Below are 19,499 nucleotides of genomic sequence, written 5' to 3'. Positions count from 1 at the left end.
GACGGATGGAGATAAGGCGCATTGAGCTCTGAGCAACATCGAGCAGAAGCACTCGACGTCGAGCCAGAGGCCTTGCCACCCGGGCTCGCCCTTTCCTGTGCGGGCGAGGCCTCCGCCGAGATGGGCGATGCCGCGATAGGCACCACGGTTCGTCGCCAGCGTCACGGGTGGGCACACACAGACCCCGAGCCACCAGCGCTCCCGTCTGCGGACCTTCGGCGACCGCGGCCTCCGGCGTGCGGCCCGCGTCCTGACCGGATAGGCCGCTTGGGCATCGCCCCAGCGCTTCAGCTGTGTTGGCAAACCGGCGGCCGGCCGCTGCGCCAAGGCTGCGCCGATCACCGCCGCCCGTCATGTCCGCCGCCCATCGCCCCGTTCGACTGTCCGCCACTGGCGGTCTGCCCACTGCCGCGTATTGGTCATCACCCCCTCCAGTCGTGATCGATGCCAACACCGGCGGGAATGCTCCCTTGCGATGGGGGGAACGGCAAGGCCTGAACGCCGGAGCTTGCGGCGTTGCACTCCGGGTCATACCGGTCGGCCAGCACGACGATCAGGCCCAGCAGCATCAGGGTGGCGAAGAACAGGTAAGATTGCAGAACGTTCAGCGGCGTGTCGGCCAGGGCGTTGACCGGCCAGAACAAGTAGTTGCCGGCCAGGAAATAGGCCGCCGCCAGCAGCGGCGCCGCTCCGGCCGGACGCCGCAGGCCGGGTTCCAGCAGCATCAGGAAGGCCAGCGCGAAGGCCGGCAGCAGGATGCCGAAATGATGCACCCAGGCGACCGGCGAGCCGACGGTGAAGCAGATGCCGGCGACGACGAAGGGCAGGAGCCGCTGGCCCCCCCGATCACGCCGGCGCCACAGCAGACCGAAGCTGACGAAGGCGAAGCCGGAGAGCTGCGTCGCGATGTGGACTGCCGGGTGGTAGGGGGCAAAGGCCTCCGCCGACCAGTCCAGGTTGTTCCCATTGTGCAGCAGGCGGTTGACCAGCCCGTTGACGGTCTGGTTGGCGTAATAGCTCTCGCCATGGCGGCCGATGAACAGCAACACGTCCAGATAATCGACCATCGGCGCGAAGCCGTAGAACAGGGTCGCCAGCGCCACGCCCGGCGCCACCACCGCCGCCCAGCCCGCCGCCATCCGCCGGTCGCCGCGCAAGACCGCCCAGACCAGGAACAGCGACATCTGCGGCTTCATCAGGGTCGACGCACCGAGCAGTGCTCCGCATAGCGCGCGCCTGTCCCGCAGCAGGGCGATGCAGGCGAAAACGAAGGCGGCATCCAGCCAAACTTGGACCTGCCCCAGTGAGAAGGCTTTCAGCACCGGGTAAAAACACAAGGTGGTCACGAAGCCAAGGCCGCCCAGCAGCAGCTGGGTCATCCGGTCGTCGCGCGCACCCGGCAGGCGCAGCCGGCACGCCATCTCCAGCACCAGGATCGCCATGCCGGCCGCGGTCGCCAGCACGAACAGCAGGTTGACGCGCTCGAAGGCCACGAAGGTCAGCACCCCCAGCGCCTTCATCGCCTCCAGCGGCAGCAGCGAGGTCACCGGGTACTGGAACTTGACGTGCTGCTGGAAGAACACCCCATCATAGACGTTCTCGCCGGGCCGCTCGTGCAGCCAGTTGAGCGCCGTGATCATCGGGTACCAGCTGTCGACCTGGATCACATCCGGGTTCTCCAGCATGAACAGGTTGTGGATGTCGGTCAGGTTGCTGGGATGGCCGCCGCGATGCAGCGCCAGCCCGAGCAGCGCCGTTGTCAGCACGATGAACATCGACGCCAGGATGAGGCGGCGCTGAACCCAACCAGCACCGTGGATGCTTGTGCTAAGGGACCGAATGGCTGGTTGCATGCTCATGCTCGGCCATCCATCGGTTGCGTCGAGACATTGCCATCGTGCCCGCGCTTCGTCGACGAGCCGATCCAGCAAGGTGGTCGAAGGCGCACTGCACTTGCGACACTGGCCATGTTCGCGGAAACACGTTGCGTGTCCTTGGCTATTTCAGAAGCTATTGAAAATTCTGGCGCGGGCTCACCCATACGGAAACCTTCTTCTCTCCAACAATAGGTTGTATCTATAAATACACCGCATCGTTAACTGGAAAATTTCCAATTTCGTGTGGCGATTGCCATGAATGGACGAGCGGCTATTTTGCTTTTTCATTCTGTGCGTCATGGTTGGGCAGCCCGATCGGGGTAGGCTGCCGTGACTGGCGACCAATCGAGGTGGGATGATGGTTCGTGGGGATCGACGACCTCGGCCAGGCCTATCGGGCGCAACCAAGCAGAGGTCGGGTGGACGGCGCAGAACAGCCGATGGCAAGCGCAATCCCCGTCGCGGGCCAGGACCACCATATGAAAGGAAACAGAAGCCACTTTGGGAAGAGGGGTGCGCTCGTAGCGCTTACTTTCGAGCTGCTACACCCCATGTCCTTGTGAGTTGCAGGTGGCTCGTCTCACGGTATGTCACACACAAGAATTGCGGCCGATGGGCCGGCGCCGAGCCTCTCCGAGGCTGGGAAAAAGCCCAAGGTGGTTCTCGTCGCCATTGCCCGCAAACGTCTTGTCATCGCCTACGGCGTCATGAAGACGCGCAAACCTTTCAAGACGGCTTGACCACCAACACGGTCTCTCAGACATAGGAGACGAGCCATGGAGCAGGATTGCAGGAGGTCCTCTACGTCAGCTGCCGCACCGCTGGCAAGATGGCGCGAAGGCTGACGGAACCCGCTATAGAGCCATGAGAATCGCCTATCGCTGCATCTGCGCAAGTTGCAGCCTTCGCGCCCAAGCCAGAATGTGTGGCGGCGTCATAGTAGCGAATGCCGGGAAATCCGCCACTTCGCGCGCTCCACCGATAAGCATTGCTCTGAACACCACGGTCGAACAATTATTTTCAAATAGGTGATAGTTTCTACTCTGCGGTAGACATTCCAAGCTATAAGGCGCCGCGAATCCAGAATCCTTGATCCGCGCCCACCATTGGCTAATGGCTGTGTCGTTCAGGCACGGAAGGTCGACAATGGTCGGCATTCCGCCCTCTTGCTGGACATCATGCGCATAGCTCGGAGTTGAATGGCCGTTCGTCATCGGGGAATTTAGGTCAGCACCGCCTTTCGGCCACCAGCTTACGTAGGATGGTTTTGCTGCTCGGTCGGCAAGCAAAGCTGCGTGCCCCACGTTGAGCCCTTTGTTGCCGCGCGTGTTCTTGCTGACAGATGGGAGCCATACCATCACCTGTGCCATAAGTGGTCTCCCACAGTTGTCAGGTCGTGACCGCCGGCAGGTTTGAGGTGCGGCTTGACCAGTGGCAATGGTACCAACGCGGATGCCGGCTGCAAGAAACCATCTTAAGTAATCATCCTGGCGGTGGCTGCCAGAACTCACAATTGATGATCCCCCTTGCGGAAGCCCGCTGACCTGCCGTCGGTTTTCTATGGCTTTGGCATAGAGAGGCGAGCATGGGGCAGACAGTTGCGGGGCTGAGGTCGTTGGAGCGTCCTTCGCCGCGTGATCTTCAGGCCACCGGCCACAGTCGCCTCACACCGTGCCCGTCGCGCGGTCCGATGCCGATACATTGATGGTGCCATTATTGGTGCTGTGTCCAAGCCGAAACAGCTACTCAAAAATCCTTGATATCACCTTTTCTAATCCCCCTTTGCAGACCATCCTCTACTCATTCTACCAGTAAAAAGAAATTACGATTTAATGCCTGCACAAGAAAATCAAAAGGTTTCCACCATTTAGAAATCTTGCCCAGCTAGCGTGGTGGGGGAATCATGTACCCCTCCTAAGGAGGAAGACCATGACGCCCGTAAACTTTGGGTTTGGTACTCATAGTCCTCTGTGTTCGGGCGACGGTCGATTGTCCTGTCGCATATCTTTTTTCAGCTTGAGCGTGACTGCGAAGTAGTCCGCACCATCAGCGGCCACGTCCACGACCGACGCAGCTCCAGCGGCGGCGCCCGCCCTTTTTTGAAACCGATCCAAGGTGCTCGCCATGGCCAGACGCCGTGCCTGCCGCCCTGCGGCTCCGATATACGTCAATGCGTTGCGTCTCCGCCTGCGAGGACGGGCCGGGCTGGCGTCGACCACAGCGCTGAACGGCTCACTGGCGCTGTTCCTGGCTGTCGTGACCATGGCCGCACCGGACAAAGCGCGTGCCAACCCGCAGGGCGGCAGTGTGGTGCAGGGGCAGGCGAGCATCGCCCAGACGGCGCCCAACCGGGTCGACATCACGCAGACCAGCAACAAGGCCATCATTGAGTGGCAAAGCTTCGGCATCGGGGCCAGCGAGCACACCCACTTCCAGCAGCCAGACCGCAACGCTGTCGCGCTCAACCGCGTTGTTGGGGCAAACCCCTCGGACATCCTCGGGCGGCTGACAGCAAATGGGCAGGTCTGGCTGGTCAACCCCAACGGCATCTTCTTTGGTCACACCGCGACCATCGACGTCTCCGGGCTTGTCGCCACCACGCACGACATCCGGAACGACGACTTCATGGCCGGCCGCTACCGGTTCGAGGCGACGGGCGCTCCTCCGGCCACCGTGGTCAATGAAGGCAAGATTACGGTCGCCGAGGCGGGGCTCGCGGGGCTCGTGGCGCCAGCCGTCGCCAACCGCGGCGTCATCACCGCGCGGCTGGGCGAGGTATCGCTGGCGTCGGGCATGGCCTTCACGGTCGATCTGTTCGGCGACCAGAAGATCAATCTCGCGCTCGACCGGAAGGTGGCCGAGCAGGTCCGTGGGCGCGATGGCAAACCGGTCCAGGCGCTGGTCGAGAACAAGGGCGCCATCTACGCCGACGGTGGTCGCGTCTACATGAGCGCCGCTGCCGCGAAAGGAGTCGTCGACAAGGTCATCGACATGTCGGGCATCGTCCAAGCCCGTTCGGTCGAAGAGCGCGACGGCGAAATCGTGCTGCTGGGCGATGAGGGGACCGTGCAGGTCTCCGGCACACTTGACGCATCGGGGCGCGCGACGGGCACCAAGGGCGGTACGGTGACTGTAACCGGAAAGGCGGTTGCGCTCGCCGCCGGGGCGAAGGTCGACGTCTCGGGCCGCAAAGGCGGCGGCGAGGCGCTGATTGGCGGGGATTATCTCGGCGGGCGGGCAGAGGCCCGTCGCTTGGCCGGCCTGAACGTCCGCCCGGCGCGCAAGCCGGTGCCGCCGGCCATGGTCACGACGGTCGACAAGGACGCCACCGTGGTGGCCGATGCCACGGACTCCGGCAAGGGCGGCAAGATCGTGGTGTGGGCGGACGACGCGACGCGCAGCCATGGCGCGTTGAGCGCCCGCGGCGGTCCACAGGGGGGAGATGGCGGCTTCATCGAAACGTCCGGCCTGCGGTTCCTCGACGTAACCCGCGCAGCCGACGCTTCCGCGCCCAAGGGTCAAGCCGGACTGTGGCTTCTCGACCCGACGGACATCACCATTGAAACGCAGACGGAGGACGACCCCGCAGCCGTGTTGACCTCCACCACCCTATCCCAATCGCGGATCGACCCGCGTGTGATCGAGAGCTCGCTCAACAGCGGCACGGACGTGACGGTTGTCACAGACGCGATGGGCAATGAACCGGGGAACATCACCGTCAACAGCGCGATCCGGAAGACCGACGGTGGTGATGCAACGCTAAGCTTGCAGGCCCACAACGATATCACAGTCAACGCCAACATCTCCTCGACTTCCGGCAAGCTCAACATGGTCCTGACAGGCGACCAGGACGCCTCCGGCCGTGGTGGGGTGATCGTGCGGGGGGGCGGGTTGATCAGCAACGGCGGCGACATCACCGTAAGCAGCGGGGCCAGATATTCGACATATGCCGGTATTGAGCTGTCCGACGCATCGCTGACCTCGGCTGGTGGCGCCATCTCGCTGACCGGCATCGGCTCTGACGCCACCGTGGTGCTGGGTGGTTCATCGGTGGACGCAGGAGGCGGCGCGATCACGCTAAGTGGGCAATGGGTCTCCCTGCGCAATGGCACAAAGCTAACCTCGGCTGGTGGCCCCATCTCGCTGACCGGCACTAGCGCCTTCGTCTATGGGGATAACTCATCGGTGGACCTGTATAACTCATCGGTGGACGCAGGAGGCGGCGCGATCACGCTGAGTGGGCAAGATGTCTCCCTGCGCGACGGCACAAAGCTGACCTCGGCTGGTGGCCCCATCTCGCTGACCGGCACTGGTGCCTCCGTCTATCTGGATAACTCATCGGTGGACGCAGAAAGCGGCGCGATCACGCTGAGTGGGCAACGGGTCTCCCTGTACGACGGCACAAAGCTGACTTCGGCTGGTGGCCCCATCTCGCTGAGTGGACAAGACGTCTCGCTCTCCGGCGCATCGCTGACCTCGGCTGGTGGTCCCATCTCGCTGACTGGCACTGACGCCTCCGTCCATCTGTATGACTCATCGGTGGACGCAGGAGCCGGCGCGATCGCGCTGAGTGGGCAACGGGTCTCCCTCTCCGGCTCATCGCTGACCTCGGCTGGTGGCGCCATCTCACTAACCGGTTTCGCCGGTGCCGACACCGTCGCCGCTGTCGAGATGGATTCCTCATCAGTGGACGCAGGACGCGGCGCGCTGCATATCACTGCTTTCGAACTCAGCACCGACGACTCACTCCGCATAAATGCCGATTCGGTCGATCTGACAGTCGACCGCCTCAGGATGACCAGCCAAACCGGATCGATCACCGGCACCGGCACCGTCACGATCCGCCCGCTCAACTCGGATATACCGATCAATCTCGGGGCGGGGGCGGACGATTGTGACTGCGTTGCGACCGAGCTCACCCTAACCCAAGGCGACCTGAACCGATTTTCGGGCTACAGTGCCCTCATCGTTGGTGGGCATTCCGGTGGCAGTGTGCGGGTTGGCGCCCTGGAGCTACCCTTCAACACGACCATCAGAGGGGCGGATATCACATTCAACGGCGCCGTGACCGGGACCGGAAGGAACATGACCCTGGACGCCGGGACAAGCGACATCGCGTTTAACGAGACCGTTGGTTCCGCCGCCGGTCCGCTGGGGGCCATTGTTGTTGAAAGCGCACACGATGTGACCGGAAAGAAACAGGTCTGGGCCAACTCCTTCACGCAAGTCGCCGGTACCGGCACGACCAACTTCGAGGAAGAGCTCATCACCGGGGCCTCGGGTTCCGTGCAGGTTGCTACGGACAACCTGTTTGGCAAATATCAGACCGGTACTCTGACCTTCAACACGCGCGGAACCACCGTAACTGGGAATGAAAGCGTCTCGCTTGAGAACAACAGCCGGAGCGGGCAACACACCTTCAATGGCGTCACAGTCCCGTTTCCATACAAGGGAACTTTCGCGCAGTTGAAGCCGTCGGAGCCGGACACAAGCACGCCGACGCCGGTTGTGGAGACCCCTCCCTCGCCGCCGACGACGCCGGTTGTGGAGACCCCTCCCTCGCCGCCGACGACGCCGGTTGTGGAGACCCCTCCCTCGCCGCCGCCGACACCGGTTGTGGAGACCCCTCTCTTGCCGCCGCCGACGCCGCCATCGCCGGTCGTGCCACCCAAGGCCGCCGTGAGCCCGGTCGTCGAAGCAGCGCAACGCGAAGTCGATGCCGTTGGCAGAACGCGCGGCGTGCCGGCAATCACCGTCGCCAGCAACGATCCGCTGTCTGGGCTCAACCTCAACGCCTTGCCCTCGCGGTTCAATGATCTGTCGGGCAGCACCACGGGCAGCTCCCTCGGCAGCGGCTCGTCCTTCGGCAGCGGGAGCGGCGGCATCGATCCGTTCGCCGGGATGACCCGGCCCGCATTCGTCACCTCGGCCGAGCTCTCCTTGACCGGTGCCGTGCGTGACGGCATCCAGCTCGTCAACGACGCGCTGCGCAACGGCTCCTTGAATGAGGCCGTGATCGCTCTGGCAACCTCCGGCCAATTGTCAAACGCCGAGTTGCGCGCCGTGTTCGACAACGTGCCGGTCGATGCCCTCGTCGCCGGTCTGAAGAACAGCCAGGATCCGACCGTCGGGCAGGTCGGCGATCTTCTCGAGAAAACCACTGGCGGCGAAAACGTCAAGTACGTGCAGATCAAGCAGGTTCTCGAGCGCGCAAACACCAATCCCGACGTCGAGCGCGCCTACCTCAGCCTGTACCAGCGGGTTCAGAAGGACGCGCGTACCGATCTGTTCGCTCAGGCGCTGGAGCAGCTCCGCCGGGATCCCGGAGCCGCTGACCTTTTCACCTCGGACGGCCCGGACGGGCCGCAGTTCGCCGATCTCCGCTTCGTGCGCTTCACACCGAGTGGGGCGGCCGTCATCGAGGGGCGGATCATCAACCAGTCGCGCTTCGTTCATCTGCGCGTCGGTCAGTACTGGACCTTCGTCGATGAGAAGGGCCAGTTCCAAGCAGACATTCCCGTCAGCGAGGGACGCAACAACATCTTGCTGTCCGCGCTGGACGAGGATGGTAAGAAGTCCGAGAGGACGATCACGGTCGATGCGCCGCGCGGCACGACGGCCGACAGCCAGCCGCGCGCGGGGCGCAAGATCGCGGTGCTGATCGCCAACGCGCAGTACCAGGACCAGGAGCTTCCCGAACTCGACACGCCGAAGGCAGACGTTCAGGTGGTTGCCACGTCGCTCAGCCGGCTGCTCGGCTACGAAACGCGGATTGTCACCAACGCTGACAAGAAGAAGATCGTCGAGACGCTGAGCGCTCTCGGCCGTGAGCTCACCGACGCGGATCAGGTGGTGGTCTACTATGCCGGACACGGCTACGCCTTCCCGGACTCAGGGCTCGGCTATTGGCTGCCGGTCGACGCCGGCGCCCACAGCCCGAACAACTGGTTGTCCAACAAGGACGTGTCGCGCCTGCTGAGCCGCATGCCGGCCAAGCACATCATGCTGGTGGCCGACAGCTGCTACTCGGGATCCTTCACCAAAGATGGGAGCATCTCGGCGGCTGACATCCAGCGTGATCAGCTCCGCGATCGGCGCGCCGTGATGGCGATGTCGTCTGGCGGCGATGAGCCCGTCATGGACGGCGACGTCAATTCACCGTTCGCCAGCGCCTTCATCAGCCAGGTGCGCCGGATCGCCAAGGAGGAGGGCGGCTTCGACCTGTTCCTGGAGGTCCGAAAGGACGTCACCAAGACCACGCCGCAGACCCCGCATTACGGCGTGGTCAGTTTCGCCGGCTACGACCCCGGCGCGGACTATCTGTTCGAACGCGGCACCGTGACTGCACGTTGACCGAGGTTCTGCTGCGGCAAAGCCGAGGATGAGCGAGGGCGGCTCAGGCCGCCCTCGTCAGTCGTGCCGCGCCGCCAGGGGAGCCTATCCAAGTGTTGGTGAGGATGTCATCGTTTGTTTCCATAAGAATTGGGTTAACTGTGCTGTCCCTTCAACCACTCTTGCTTTGACTGTAAGAGGAGACAAACCAATGGTGATGAAGGATTGGGAGAAGCGTGGATTTGGCCAAAGGCCGGAAATCGTACGACAGGCGACAGGTCTGGAAATTGTGTATCGTGTTTATGGTGGCGGTCATAGGCTATATGGCAGCTGCTATTTTGCCTCCACCATTGCTGGGATTCAAATTACCGACTTGACCGCGGATCGGCTAGAGATGGAGTTGAATGCTGCGCTCTGGGGGAACAACTTTCAATATATTGCAAAGTTTCGGATCATGGCCGGAACAAAATATGAGATTGGCCCCATAGCCCAGAGTTATCGCGGCGAAGAAGAATTGGAAAAAGATGGCAGGAAGGTCCTTGTGCCATTCTTTGAAACGGGTTGGGTGCCGTTTACCGGCACACTGAGACAGGTTGTTATTCACACCGGTATGAAGCAGTCTGTTGCCGATTGCCTTCAGCTTCTGGAAGACAGGCCACTTGCAGCCGGCCGCTTTGCCCGTGAGGCCATGCAACGGGCTGCACGGTTCACGCAGTGAGCGCCAAGATGATCCTGCCGCGGCTTGGCAATTTTACTTTATATGTATTGATTCATAGGTTTGTCCTATTCGCAAATAACTCGCCGTCTGCTGCGAATGATGCCAAGAAGCAGCTTGATATGTTTGCTGCTAAGTTAGAAAATCTAAAAATGCTTAGAATTCTGGTTTAAGCTATCTCTGATACCATTTTGGCAGTTCTTTTGTTCCTGTAAGAGTTGGTCTCAGAGACGGCATGGATGTGGCTGTATCTGAGCCAGTCATCTTGAGGGTTGGGGTGATGCTGACGGTGCGAGATACTGCCAATTGACGGAAATCATGCTGAAGTGCATTCGAGTGTACGTCAGCGTTGAGGTTGTCGATCAACTTCGATCTGTCGCAGACCTGGCGGCATGGTGAGAAAACCCACCTACACTGTTGGTCCTCAAGGCTTCCTATGCTCTATGCTCACTTCATACTGGGAAAAGCCGAGGCCTGCTTGTGGGCTATTGAAAGCCTCACCGGATGCCTACGCAAGATCACTTTGCATCGTCAACGGAAGCGTCCCTGACGCCACTCTTGGAACTCCGAGCCCGCACCATGGCTGTCCACCGAGACTGGTTGGCACACCGACGATGGGCCGACAGTCGATCAGCGGCCGATCTGCGTCACGGTGAAGCTCGGCGGCAGGAAGCGTTCGGCGCAGGTCTGCGGCACCTCTCCAGTCGGATCGTCGATAAAGTGGGCGGCGAGGGCAGCGGCACAGGGGCTGGATGCCAGCACGTCGTGCCCCAGGCCACGGAACCTCACCACCCGCGCTGCACGCAACCGTCCGGCCATCACGTCGGCGCTGTCGGTCGGCACCAGGGTGTCATAGCTGCCGGTTAGGATCAGAGTTGGAATGTCGGGCCTGGCGGGCTGGTAAAACGCTTTGTCCACCGGCTCCAGCTCCAGCGTCGGGCACGCAACGTCATAATCGACTTCGACGGCGTCGGGCACAACGTAGGGATAGTGCCCGGCGGCGGCGGCACGCGCCGACGCGGGGTCGATGTGCGATCGCGTTTCCCGGCAGCCGATCACAAGATTGAGCCCGTAGGCCAATGTGTCGAACATCTGCCAGTATTGCGGCGGCATCAGAATGTCGGCGAGCACGCGCTCGTCCGCTTTCTGGCGCCCGCTGGAGACGCGGTCAAGATAGTCGATGATCGCGGGCACCGCCGCCCGGTCGCCGGCGCCCAGGCGGAAGGTCAAGGCGCCGGCCACTTCGGGCCACGCAAAGCGGCGGACTTGGTCGGGGCCGCCGCTCCGGTCGCGTGCGTGCACCAGCAACGGCGTCTCGTCCAACGCTTTGGCGATGTGTGGCACGGCGCCGCGCAACCTGGGAAAGGCCCGGGCGCAGTCCGGCTGGGCGGCGCAGTCGTCCGCCACCAGCCGGAACACCCGCTCAATCGCCGAAAAGCGCTCGGGGTCCAGCCAGCTGGCGGTCGGCGTCGACGGCGAGTTCAGCACCTGGCTTTGCACCGCATCACCATCCAGTTGTGCCAACGTGTGGGCGAGGACCGCACCATAGGAGGTGGCGAGCACGCTCCAGCGCTCCAGCCCAAGCGCGCGCCGCAAGGCGATCAGATCGAACGCACTCTGCCGTGTGTCGAATGCCTCCAGCCGATACCCGGCGGTGCGCAGCGGATCGAGACAGCCACGCACGTCCTGAGCGGTCAGGCCGCCATACCAAAAGCGCATCGGATCAATGGCCGGGCAGCGGAGCGACGGCTGCGACAGCCCGGTCCCGCGTTGATCGAAAAGGATGAGGTCGTGCCGCTCGCGCAAGCGGGCGGGCATTGTCGCAGCGAACGCCACAGAGTCGCTGCCCGCCTGCCCAGGGCCGCCGCTCAGCACCAGGAGGGGGTCGCGCTGTGGCGGCTGGACGAGGCTCGGTAAGACCATGGCGAACAGGCGCACAGTCGGTCCGCCCGGCCGCTGCCAGTCCTGCGGCGCCGTCAGGTAGGCACACCGCGCGCCCGCCGCAGTGGCCGGGCAGTCAACCGGGTGCAAGGGGCTGGGGGAGGGGGGGGCGGGGGAGTGGCTGCCACCGGCGCGACCGCCATGGCGGTCGTCGACGGGGGCGGCGACACCGGCTCGGCGGTGTGGCGGATGAACAACGCGGCTCCAGTCCCGGCCGCCAACGCGGCCGCCACCGCCAGGGCCGCCGTGACCAGCCGCCGCCCGCGCAGGGCCTGGTTCCGGCCGGCCATGGTCAGCGAGGAACCGTCGTGAAGAAGACCGCATCGCTGACCACGGCGGGCTCGCTGGCAGGGGCAGAGCCCGGGGCCGCACCCGGGGCGATCTCCAGGGCGGCAGCCAGAGCGGTGCGCAGCCGCGACAGGTAATCAGCTGCGGGTTCAACCTCCGGACGGTTGGCGGGAAACAGCGGCTTGGGCGTCAGCACAGCCAGGATCATCCCTGGCCCGAACGGCGGCGAGATGGTGTAAACGCGGGCGTTCCGGTCGGCATTGGCGGCGTGCGCACCGAGCGTGATCGACTGCCCGCTCCGGACCTGTCCGTTGGGCCGGAGCGGCATGGGCACCATATGCACCACGTTGCCGCTCAAATCCAGGTGGTCCACCGTCAGGTGGCCGCCCTTGCCGAAAGACGTGACCGTCACGATCAGCGTCTCCCCATCCTTGTAGACCTTGGACGCAGTGTTCAGCGAAACATGCAAGGGCCCGGTCGGCAGGGCATAGCCGGGACCGGCGATGCGCAACGCATCGCAGAACGGCTGCGGTTGCACAGTCAAGGAGAGATCGACCTCGCTGGTCGGCGCCAGCTCCCTCAGCCGTTGACCGAGCAGCGCCACCTCGGGCTCGCTGCCAGCGAAGGCGGAGACAGTGCGGCGCTCCCCACCCGACGATGCGACATGCACGCCGGCGCATGACAGCCCCCGGCTGGCCTGCGCCGCCTTCTCGCGCAGGCTCTCCAGTGGGAGTGGCGCAGGCGGCGGTTGCTGCGGAAAGCCCAAGCCGCGCACCGGGCCGGGTGGCAGCGGCTCCTCCGGTGGTTTGCGGGCCGGGTTTGGAGCCGGCACCTCAGGCGCGTTGTTCTCCAGCGCCCGGTCGGGCGGATCGGGCGTCGGGGTGGGGTCTGGCGCCGGTGCAGGCGGTTGCTCGGGCGGTGCGGGGGACTGCGGGGGGGCGGACAGCATCGTTGTCGCCACATAGGCACCGCCGCCTAGCACGCTCAGAGCGGCGATGCTGGCGGCGACCGGCCCGAAGCCGGCTTTTTTCTGCTGTCCAACCCGTGAGGTCGTGGGGGCTGGCGCAGGCGGGGAGGTCGTGACGCCGGCGCCGGCCGGGATGCCGTCACGGGCTGCCGCTCCGATCAGGCTGGCGATCGACTGCGGGCGGTCGTCGGGATCGGGCGCCAGCATGGCGGACAGCACGGTGCGCAGAGCCGGCGAAAGAGCGCTGAGGTCCGGCACCTCCCTGCGGCGTTGCAGGACGCTCTGCGGCGCGTTGCCCATGTCCAGCGGCTTGCCGAATGCGGCGGCGGCGAGGAGAAGGCCGAGGCTGTAGATGTCCGACCGGGCATCGACCGTACCGCCGAACATGCCAATCTGCTCGGGCGAAGCGTAGGCGTATTTGCCGGCGAAGCCATCGCCGATGATGGTCGCGGCCGCCGAGGAGGTCTGCTTGGAAATACCGAAATCGATGATCTTTGCCGCATCGACCTTCCCGCCGGGCAGGATGATGTTGTCCGGCGAGATGTCGCGATGAACCACGCCCTTGTCATGCGCCACCGCCAAACCGGAGGCGAGGCGGTCGAGCAGACGCCAGACATCGCTCTCCGGCAGTGGCCCTTGGCCGAGCAAAGAGGTCAGAGACGGGCCGTCCACGAACTCCATAACCAGATAGAGGCGGCCCACTTCGTCCCGATTGATGCCGTCATAGGCCACGATGGCGTCGTGCCGCACCTGCCGCAGCACAGACGCCTCGCGTCGGAACAGGTCGACCAACGTGGCGTGCTGCGACAAGGCGGGCAGGATCACCTTGACCGCATGCAGCGTGTCCAGTTCCACATTGCGGGCACGGTACACTTCGCCCATGCCGCCCCGGGCCAGCAGCGCCTCGATGCGGTAGGTGTGGTTGAGCAGCATCCCGGGCAGGAGCGACAGGCCATCTTCCCCCGTCCACGGGTTGGCCGTCCCATCCGGTCTCATGGCCGGTGCCGCGGCGGAGCCGGCTGCTGGCTGCGGCGCAACACCGCTTTGCGTCGGCACCCGTGGGGTGATGACCGTCGGCGCGTCGACGGGCAACTCCGGCCGGGGCTCGGGATCGGCGGCTGGCCGGGGGGCCGGCTGCGCCGATGCCGCGGTCCTGGTCGCGCTCGCCGCACCCGGCGTGGCACTGGCGCCCGGGAGCCGCGTGTGGTCGCCGTCGGGACGGTCCCCATCAGGAGGGTCGCCAACGGGATCGCGGTCGGTGTGCCGGTCGTCAGTGGGCGGCGTCATCGGGGCCGGGCTCGCACAGGGTGGGGGCGGCGGCCTGATCCGCGGCGAGCGCGGTCGGGCGTTTGCTGAGGACGAGAGTGTCGATTTCCTCCGCGGCCAGCGTCGGGCGCAGGCAGCGCACCACGATCACGGTGACATTGTCGGACGCACCGCGGCGCAACGTCTCGGCGATCAGGGCGTCGACAAGGGGGGCCGGCTCACCCTCGCCATCGCAAGCCAAGGCGGCGATCTCGTCGTCCGCGATCATCCTGGTCAGCCCATCGCTGCACAGCAAAAAGACGTCGTTGGACTGAACGGTCCCCTGGCGCACCTCCGGTGTCAGCCTGTCGAAGGCGCCGACGGCGCGCGTCACCTCGTTGCCGCGCGGGTGGGTGGCAGCCTGCTCGGGCGTCAACGCGCCGGCGTCGACCAGGTCCTGCACCACACTGTGGTCGGTGCTGACCCGGTGCAGGCGCCCGTCGCGCAGCAGGTACAGCCGGCTGTCGCCGGCCCAGACGCAGGCAAAATTCCAGCCCGAGATCAGAAGGCACACCACGGTGCTGGCGATGGTGCCGCCGTCCCGCAGACCCTGGGCGCGCAGCAGGGCATTTGCCCCCTCCAGCCGGCTCTTGACCTCGGTCATGAAGGCGGGGGCAGCGACCTGCGTCGGCATTGCGCCGAGCGTCCGGACGATGGCGTCGCTGGCGTATTCGCCGCGCTGGTGCCCGCCCATTCCGTCGGCGACGACCCACAGACCAAGGTCGGGGCGCTCGAGCAGGGAATCTTCGTTCAGGCTGCGCACGCAGCCCTGGTGCGTGGCAGACGACGACCGGACCTCCGGTCCGCCGCGCGCCACGGTTTGGCTTCCTTCGATCATGGCTGTCCACCTGCAGGATGTACCGACACGGCGTCGGCCAACCGTGCCCAGTGGCCGTCGAGCAGGCTGGCGAAGCCCGCAGCCGGCGGCAAGGTGGCGCCGGCAAGCATCACCGGCGCCACCTGGTCCGACCCTTCTGTCCACCACAAGCAGCGGTAGCCGCGTCCCAGCCCCACCGGGCCCTCCACCAGCCCGCCGACGGCGAGGGTGAGCGCGTCTTGGTCCTGCAGGCCGTCCGCGGCACCCAACGCGGCCACCGCCGCATCGAAGCGCTCAAAGTCGGCGTCGTCCTGAAGCGCCAGCAACGCCGCCGCCTGGGCGCGGGCGTACCAGCCGCGCTGCGCCAGGGCGGCGGCGCACAGGCCCGGCGCCCCGCCGAGCGGCGCCAGAATCAGCAGCGGGAAATAGCGGCCGACCTGATCGACGCTGGGGATCATCACCCCGGCCACGGACATCGCACTGACCAATCCCGCGTCGATCGTGAAGCGCCAGACCGGGCTGGTCAGGTAAAGGTCGAGCCAGCCGGCGCCCAGCACCTGGCGGCTGGCGGCGATGCCGTCTTGCAGCCAGGTATCCAGCGCTTCGACCAGCGCCCGCGGAACCCGACGGGTCACGAAGTCGCCGCGCAGCGGCAGCTTGCCGTGGAAACCGGCCTCTGCCCAGCCCGCCGCCATCACAGACCTCCCGGGCAGCGGAACTCGCTCAATTCCTTTAAGGAGAACGGGTTGCGCACGCTGTTGGCCCGCAGTTCGAAGCCGACGCTCTGTCCCCCGGCCGTGACCATCACCGCCAGACGGTCGCCGCCTGCTGACCCGACCCTGGAGCGGTCGAGAAGACGGAACCACGACCATGGACCGTCCACCACCAGATCCGGACTTGGTGCGCCGTTGAAGGTCACGCGGGTCTGCCCGGCGGCACCCGGCCAGTGCAACGGCATCGGGCGGCTCTGCCCCGGAACAAAGGTGACCGCCTGACCGTCCACCTCCAAAACCGCTTGGGTGACACCGGCCGGCAGCGTGGTCTGCACGAGGTCGAACGTCACCTGCGGGCCAACACCCGCGGCGAAGAAGCTCTCCCGGATCGCCGCGGCGCGTTGGAACTGCGCCAGCGCTGCCGGGGCGATGCCGAGATCGACGCCCTCGACCTTTTGCCACCGCCAGGGCAGTCGGGTCATATCGACATATGGCCGCAGATTCTGGTTGAAGAAGGTGTCGATCAGCCCATTGGGTCCAAACAGGCGGGCAAAGTCGGCCAACAGGACGTCGGAGGAGCCCTGGCGGTAGACCGGGTAGCGGTTCTCGGTCGCCTGCCGGCAGAAGGGCAGAACCTGCGCCGTCCACAGCCCATTCAACTCGGTGCGCGTGCTGCCGACGGTGGCCGACGACGCGGCCTTGCCCATCTGCTGCGCCAGCGCCGCTACGGCGGGCGGCATGCGCGCCGTGGCGGCGACAAGCTGCTGCGATGGTGATGGGCCGACCTGCGCGCCGGCGCCGGCGGCCGGTGCGCCAGACTGCATATGGTTGAGCTGGAGATACAGCTCGTTGAGTTGGCGCATCAGATCGTCGAGCGAACTGCCGGCAACCCCGCCGCGGCTCTCCACGAAAGCGTGCAGCGGCGCGAAATGATCGTCCACGGCTTTGCCTGGTTCAGGCAGGCCGGCGGCCAGCGTGCCGCTGTTGGCCAGCAGGGTCTGAAGCCGGCCGGCGCCAGGCACTCCGGCGACGGCAGTCTTGGCCGCAGCGCCGGTGTCACCCACTGCGCTGGCCTTGGCGGTGGCCAGTTTGGTCTGTTCGGCCACCGAGACCAGCACATTGCGCAGCGGCGAGGCCGGGCCGGACAGCTCGCTCGCCACCTGTGCGACAACCGCAGCCGTCTGCATCGGCACCAGCGACAGATCAGCCAGCATCTGGTCCCAGCGGACGATGTAGTCGTTGAGATAGAGTTGGAGCACGTCGCGCTCCAGCCGCGACGCCTGATCGCCGCCCTCGGCCGGCGTTTCGCCGGCGCTCTGGCCCAGAACCCAGCTCTCGTTCGCGACCTCCGTCGCCATGCCCGGCAGGCTGGGCAGCAGGACGGTGTGAAAGCCATCCCGCGAATAGAGGCCAGGAACGCCCTGCGACAGCATCTTGCCAGAGCGGCGCACGAACACCCGCGCGCTGGCGGGGCCGCCGACCTCGACAACCCGCCATTCCGGCAGCGTGCGTGCCGCAGGCAACTGCTTCAGATGGGCGTAGGCGCGCTCGGCCAGCGGGTAGCGGGCGAGGCTGCGGCGGCTCTGCTCGATCACCTGCGGATCAAGCGGGACCGCGGTCAACGGCGCCGACAACAGAGCGTCGAGATGCTCCAGCAGCGCGGTGCGCGCGCCAGTGCCGGCGGGGTCGGGGTAGAGCGAAGCCCAGTCCAGCGCCATCCATTGGCGCACCAGCCCGGCCTCCATCGGTCCTTGGCCACCGAGCATCAGGTAAATCTTGAAGGCTTCGTACAGGTAGTCGGTGTTCTGCTGGTTTTGCCGAATCTGCGCTTCCAGCCGGTAGACCATCGGCGGCAGCAGCAGCGCGTTGAGGGCGCGGTTGTAGCTGGCGGCGGCCTGCGCGTAGACCTTGTCGCCCTGATACAAGCCGAAGGAGGCGGTGAGCGGAGGCGGCTCGTCTTCACGGATCGCCAGCGTCCGCAGTGTGTCGAGCGGCGGCAGCACCGTGTCGGGACGCAGCGCGTCAGCGGTCTTCGGCACCGCCTCGACCTGCTGGACGAAACGGTCGACGGTCGCGTCGGCAGTGTCCACCAGCGCGTGGTTCTGCCTGTAGCTCAGCGCCCAAACGCCGACTGCAGCCAGGAGAACAGCCGCGGCGGCGGCGATGCCGCCGCGCTGCATCCAGTGCAGGCGCCGTTCGACGGCCGGGTTGGAACTGACGAGGCTGGCCTCGGGCACCATCACCTCGCGCAGCAGCCTGGTGATGAAGTACGCGCGACCGCCCGATGGGCTCGGCACGGTGCGCTGCTCGGCGCCGATCATGCGGGCGATGCTGGCGGTCAGGCGGTCAATGGGCGAGCCTTGCTGGGTGCCGCTGCTCAGATAGACGCCGCGCAGCAGGGGGCGCTGGTCATACCGGCTTCCCTCAAAGGCGTCGGCCAGGAACTCCTTGACGGGCTCCTTCAGCAAAGCGACTTGCGCCGGGAAACCGAAGATGATGCCGCGCCGCTCCAGGTCCGTCTCCTGTTGGAGCCGGTCGAGCAGGCGCTGGTTCAACTGGGCAAGCAGCAGGTCGAACTCCGCCCCGAAGGCTGCGGCCGGGTCGGTCTCCTCCGGCCCCAACGGAAAGGTCATGCCCCAGACCTGCTCGCGCTGCGCTTTGGACAGGTCGTCGAAGAATTCCGAGAAGCCGGCGATCAGGTCGGCCTTGGTGAGCAGCAGATAGGTCGGGAAGCGCACGCCGAAGCTGGCGTACAGCTCGTTCAAGCGTTGGCGCACGGCGTGTGCGTGTGCGGCACGCTCCGCCTCGCTGGCGGTGGCGATGTCGGCCAGGCTGATGGCGACGATGGCGCCGTTGATCGGCTGGCGCGGGCGGGTCTTCTTCAGCAGGCTGAGGAACCCCTGCCAGCTGGCGGCATCCACGGCCTGGTGGCTGTCCTGTGTGGTGTAGCGGCCGGCAGTGTCGATGAGGACCGCATCCTCGGTGAAAAGCCATTCACAGTTGCGGGTGCCGCCGACGCCGCGCACCGCGCACCGCCCGGTTCGGCCGGCAGCGTGCCGCACCAGGCCGGAATTCTCCAGTGCCGTGCTCTTTCCCGAGCCCGGTGGGCCGATCATCATGTACCAGGGAAGCTGGTAGAGGAAACGCTTGCTCTTGGCATCCGACGACTTGCGCAGGATGTCCACCGTCTCCTGCAAGCGCGCCTTCAGCGCGGCGATTTCGCCGGCCGTCGCCGCGCTGGCATCGTCGACAGCCGCGCCGGTGACGCCCTCGACCAGCGCCTGCTCAACCGTCTTCGCGCGGCTCAGCGCCAGCCGGTTGGCAATGCCCCAGACCACCAGGATGACCAGGATGACGATGACGCGTACGGTGTCGCTTTCCAGTGGCCGCGTGTCGGCAACGGCGATCAGCGGTCCGACCAGCCACACCAGCAGGCTGAGGACCAGAGCACCGATCAGCGTCACGACCCAGCGGGCGGTCAATAAGGAGAGGATGAACGTCATGGCCGCTTGCTACCGAGGGGGATGGGAGGGGGTGGCATTAC

The 19,499-nt window shown here is 65.4% G+C and carries 10 protein-coding genes; 3 read left to right on the top strand and 7 right to left on the bottom strand.

What is annotated here, in order from left to right; genetic code table 11:
* Positions 1-422 precede the first annotated feature (422 nt).
* Together M5E06_RS32935 and M5E06_RS32930 are read right to left on the bottom strand one after the other, a co-directional pair.
* Complete coding sequence (locus tag M5E06_RS32935; protein WP_252141854.1) at positions 423-1,859, bottom strand: glycosyltransferase family 87 protein; 1,437 nt, start codon at positions 1,857-1,859, stop codon at positions 423-425.
* Between the two features lie 893 nt (positions 1,860-2,752).
* Positions 2,753-3,247: a hypothetical protein gene (locus M5E06_RS32930; RefSeq protein ID WP_252141853.1), complete on the bottom strand. Its 495-nt coding sequence runs from the start codon at positions 3,245-3,247 to the stop codon at positions 2,753-2,755.
* A 754-nt stretch (positions 3,248-4,001) separates the two neighbouring features.
* Between M5E06_RS32930 and M5E06_RS32925 the strand changes: the two genes are divergently transcribed.
* Both M5E06_RS32925 and M5E06_RS32920 read left to right on the top strand, forming a co-directional pair.
* Positions 4,002-9,230, top strand: coding sequence for a two-partner secretion domain-containing protein (locus tag M5E06_RS32925; protein ID WP_252141852.1), 5,229 nt, complete (start codon positions 4,002-4,004; stop codon positions 9,228-9,230).
* 190 nt (positions 9,231-9,420) lie between these two features.
* The gene (locus M5E06_RS32920) at positions 9,421-9,927 is read left to right on the top strand and encodes a hypothetical protein (RefSeq protein ID WP_252141851.1); all 507 of its coding nucleotides are present in this window, start codon (positions 9,421-9,423) and stop codon (positions 9,925-9,927) included.
* Between the two features lie 627 nt (positions 9,928-10,554).
* Here M5E06_RS32920 and M5E06_RS32915 read toward each other — a convergent pair.
* Entirely contained in the window at positions 10,555-11,862 is a 1,308-nt protein-coding gene (locus M5E06_RS32915; protein ID WP_252141850.1) for an alpha/beta fold hydrolase, read from the bottom strand.
* 120 nt (positions 11,863-11,982) lie between these two features.
* On the opposite strand from M5E06_RS32915, the gene M5E06_RS32910 reads away from it, so the two are divergent.
* Complete coding sequence (locus M5E06_RS32910) at positions 11,983-12,177, top strand: hypothetical protein (protein WP_252141849.1); 195 nt, start codon at positions 11,983-11,985, stop codon at positions 12,175-12,177.
* Here M5E06_RS32910 and M5E06_RS32905 read toward each other — a convergent pair.
* Genes M5E06_RS32905 through tssM form a run of 4 tightly spaced genes read right to left on the bottom strand, consistent with a single transcriptional unit; the run spans position 12,158 to position 19,458 of the window.
* Positions 12,158-14,407, bottom strand: a complete 2,250-nt coding sequence (locus M5E06_RS32905) for a serine/threonine-protein kinase (protein ID WP_252141848.1) — start codon at positions 14,405-14,407, stop codon at positions 12,158-12,160. The two genes, M5E06_RS32910 and M5E06_RS32905, sit on opposite strands and share 20 nt — an antisense overlap.
* Positions 14,391-15,263, bottom strand: coding sequence for a PP2C family protein-serine/threonine phosphatase (locus M5E06_RS32900; protein ID WP_252141847.1), 873 nt, complete (start codon positions 15,261-15,263; stop codon positions 14,391-14,393). Before M5E06_RS32900 ends, M5E06_RS32905 begins: the two co-directional genes overlap by 17 nt.
* Positions 15,260-15,937, bottom strand: coding sequence for a type VI secretion system-associated protein TagF (tagF, locus tag M5E06_RS32895; RefSeq protein ID WP_252141846.1), 678 nt, complete (start codon positions 15,935-15,937; stop codon positions 15,260-15,262). The genes M5E06_RS32900 and tagF overlap by 4 nt, the downstream gene beginning before the upstream one ends.
* Positions 15,937-19,458 (bottom strand): type VI secretion system membrane subunit TssM, encoded by a 3,522-nt coding sequence (tssM, locus tag M5E06_RS32890; protein ID WP_252141845.1) that lies wholly within the window; start codon positions 19,456-19,458, stop codon positions 15,937-15,939. Before tssM ends, tagF begins: the two co-directional genes overlap by 1 nt.
* Between the last annotated feature and the right edge of the window lie 41 nt (positions 19,459-19,499).

This window comes from Azospirillum sp. A1-3, assembly GCF_023806445.1.
Lineage (GTDB): Bacteria > Pseudomonadota > Alphaproteobacteria > Azospirillales > Azospirillaceae > Azospirillum.
Note: the sequence above shows the minus strand (reverse complement) of the source record. Positions and strands in the feature narration are given on the sequence as shown.

Coding starts and splice junctions, on each gene's coding strand:
- M5E06_RS32925 (WP_252141852.1), top strand. CDS start 4,002: ATGGCCAGACGCCGTGCCTGCCGCCCTGCGGCTCCGATATACGTCAAT.
- M5E06_RS32905 (WP_252141848.1), bottom strand. CDS start 14,407: ATGACGCCGCCCACTGACGACCGGCACACCGACCGCGATCCCGTTGGC.
- tagF (WP_252141846.1), bottom strand. CDS start 15,937: ATGGCGGCGGGCTGGGCAGAGGCCGGTTTCCACGGCAAGCTGCCGCTG.
- M5E06_RS32900 (WP_252141847.1), bottom strand. CDS start 15,263: ATGATCGAAGGAAGCCAAACCGTGGCGCGCGGCGGACCGGAGGTCCGG.
- M5E06_RS32930 (WP_252141853.1), bottom strand. CDS start 3,247: ATGGCACAGGTGATGGTATGGCTCCCATCTGTCAGCAAGAACACGCGC.
- M5E06_RS32920 (WP_252141851.1), top strand. CDS start 9,421: ATGGTGATGAAGGATTGGGAGAAGCGTGGATTTGGCCAAAGGCCGGAA.
- tssM (WP_252141845.1), bottom strand. CDS start 19,458: ATGACGTTCATCCTCTCCTTATTGACCGCCCGCTGGGTCGTGACGCTG.
- M5E06_RS32935 (WP_252141854.1), bottom strand. CDS start 1,859: ATGAGCATGCAACCAGCCATTCGGTCCCTTAGCACAAGCATCCACGGT.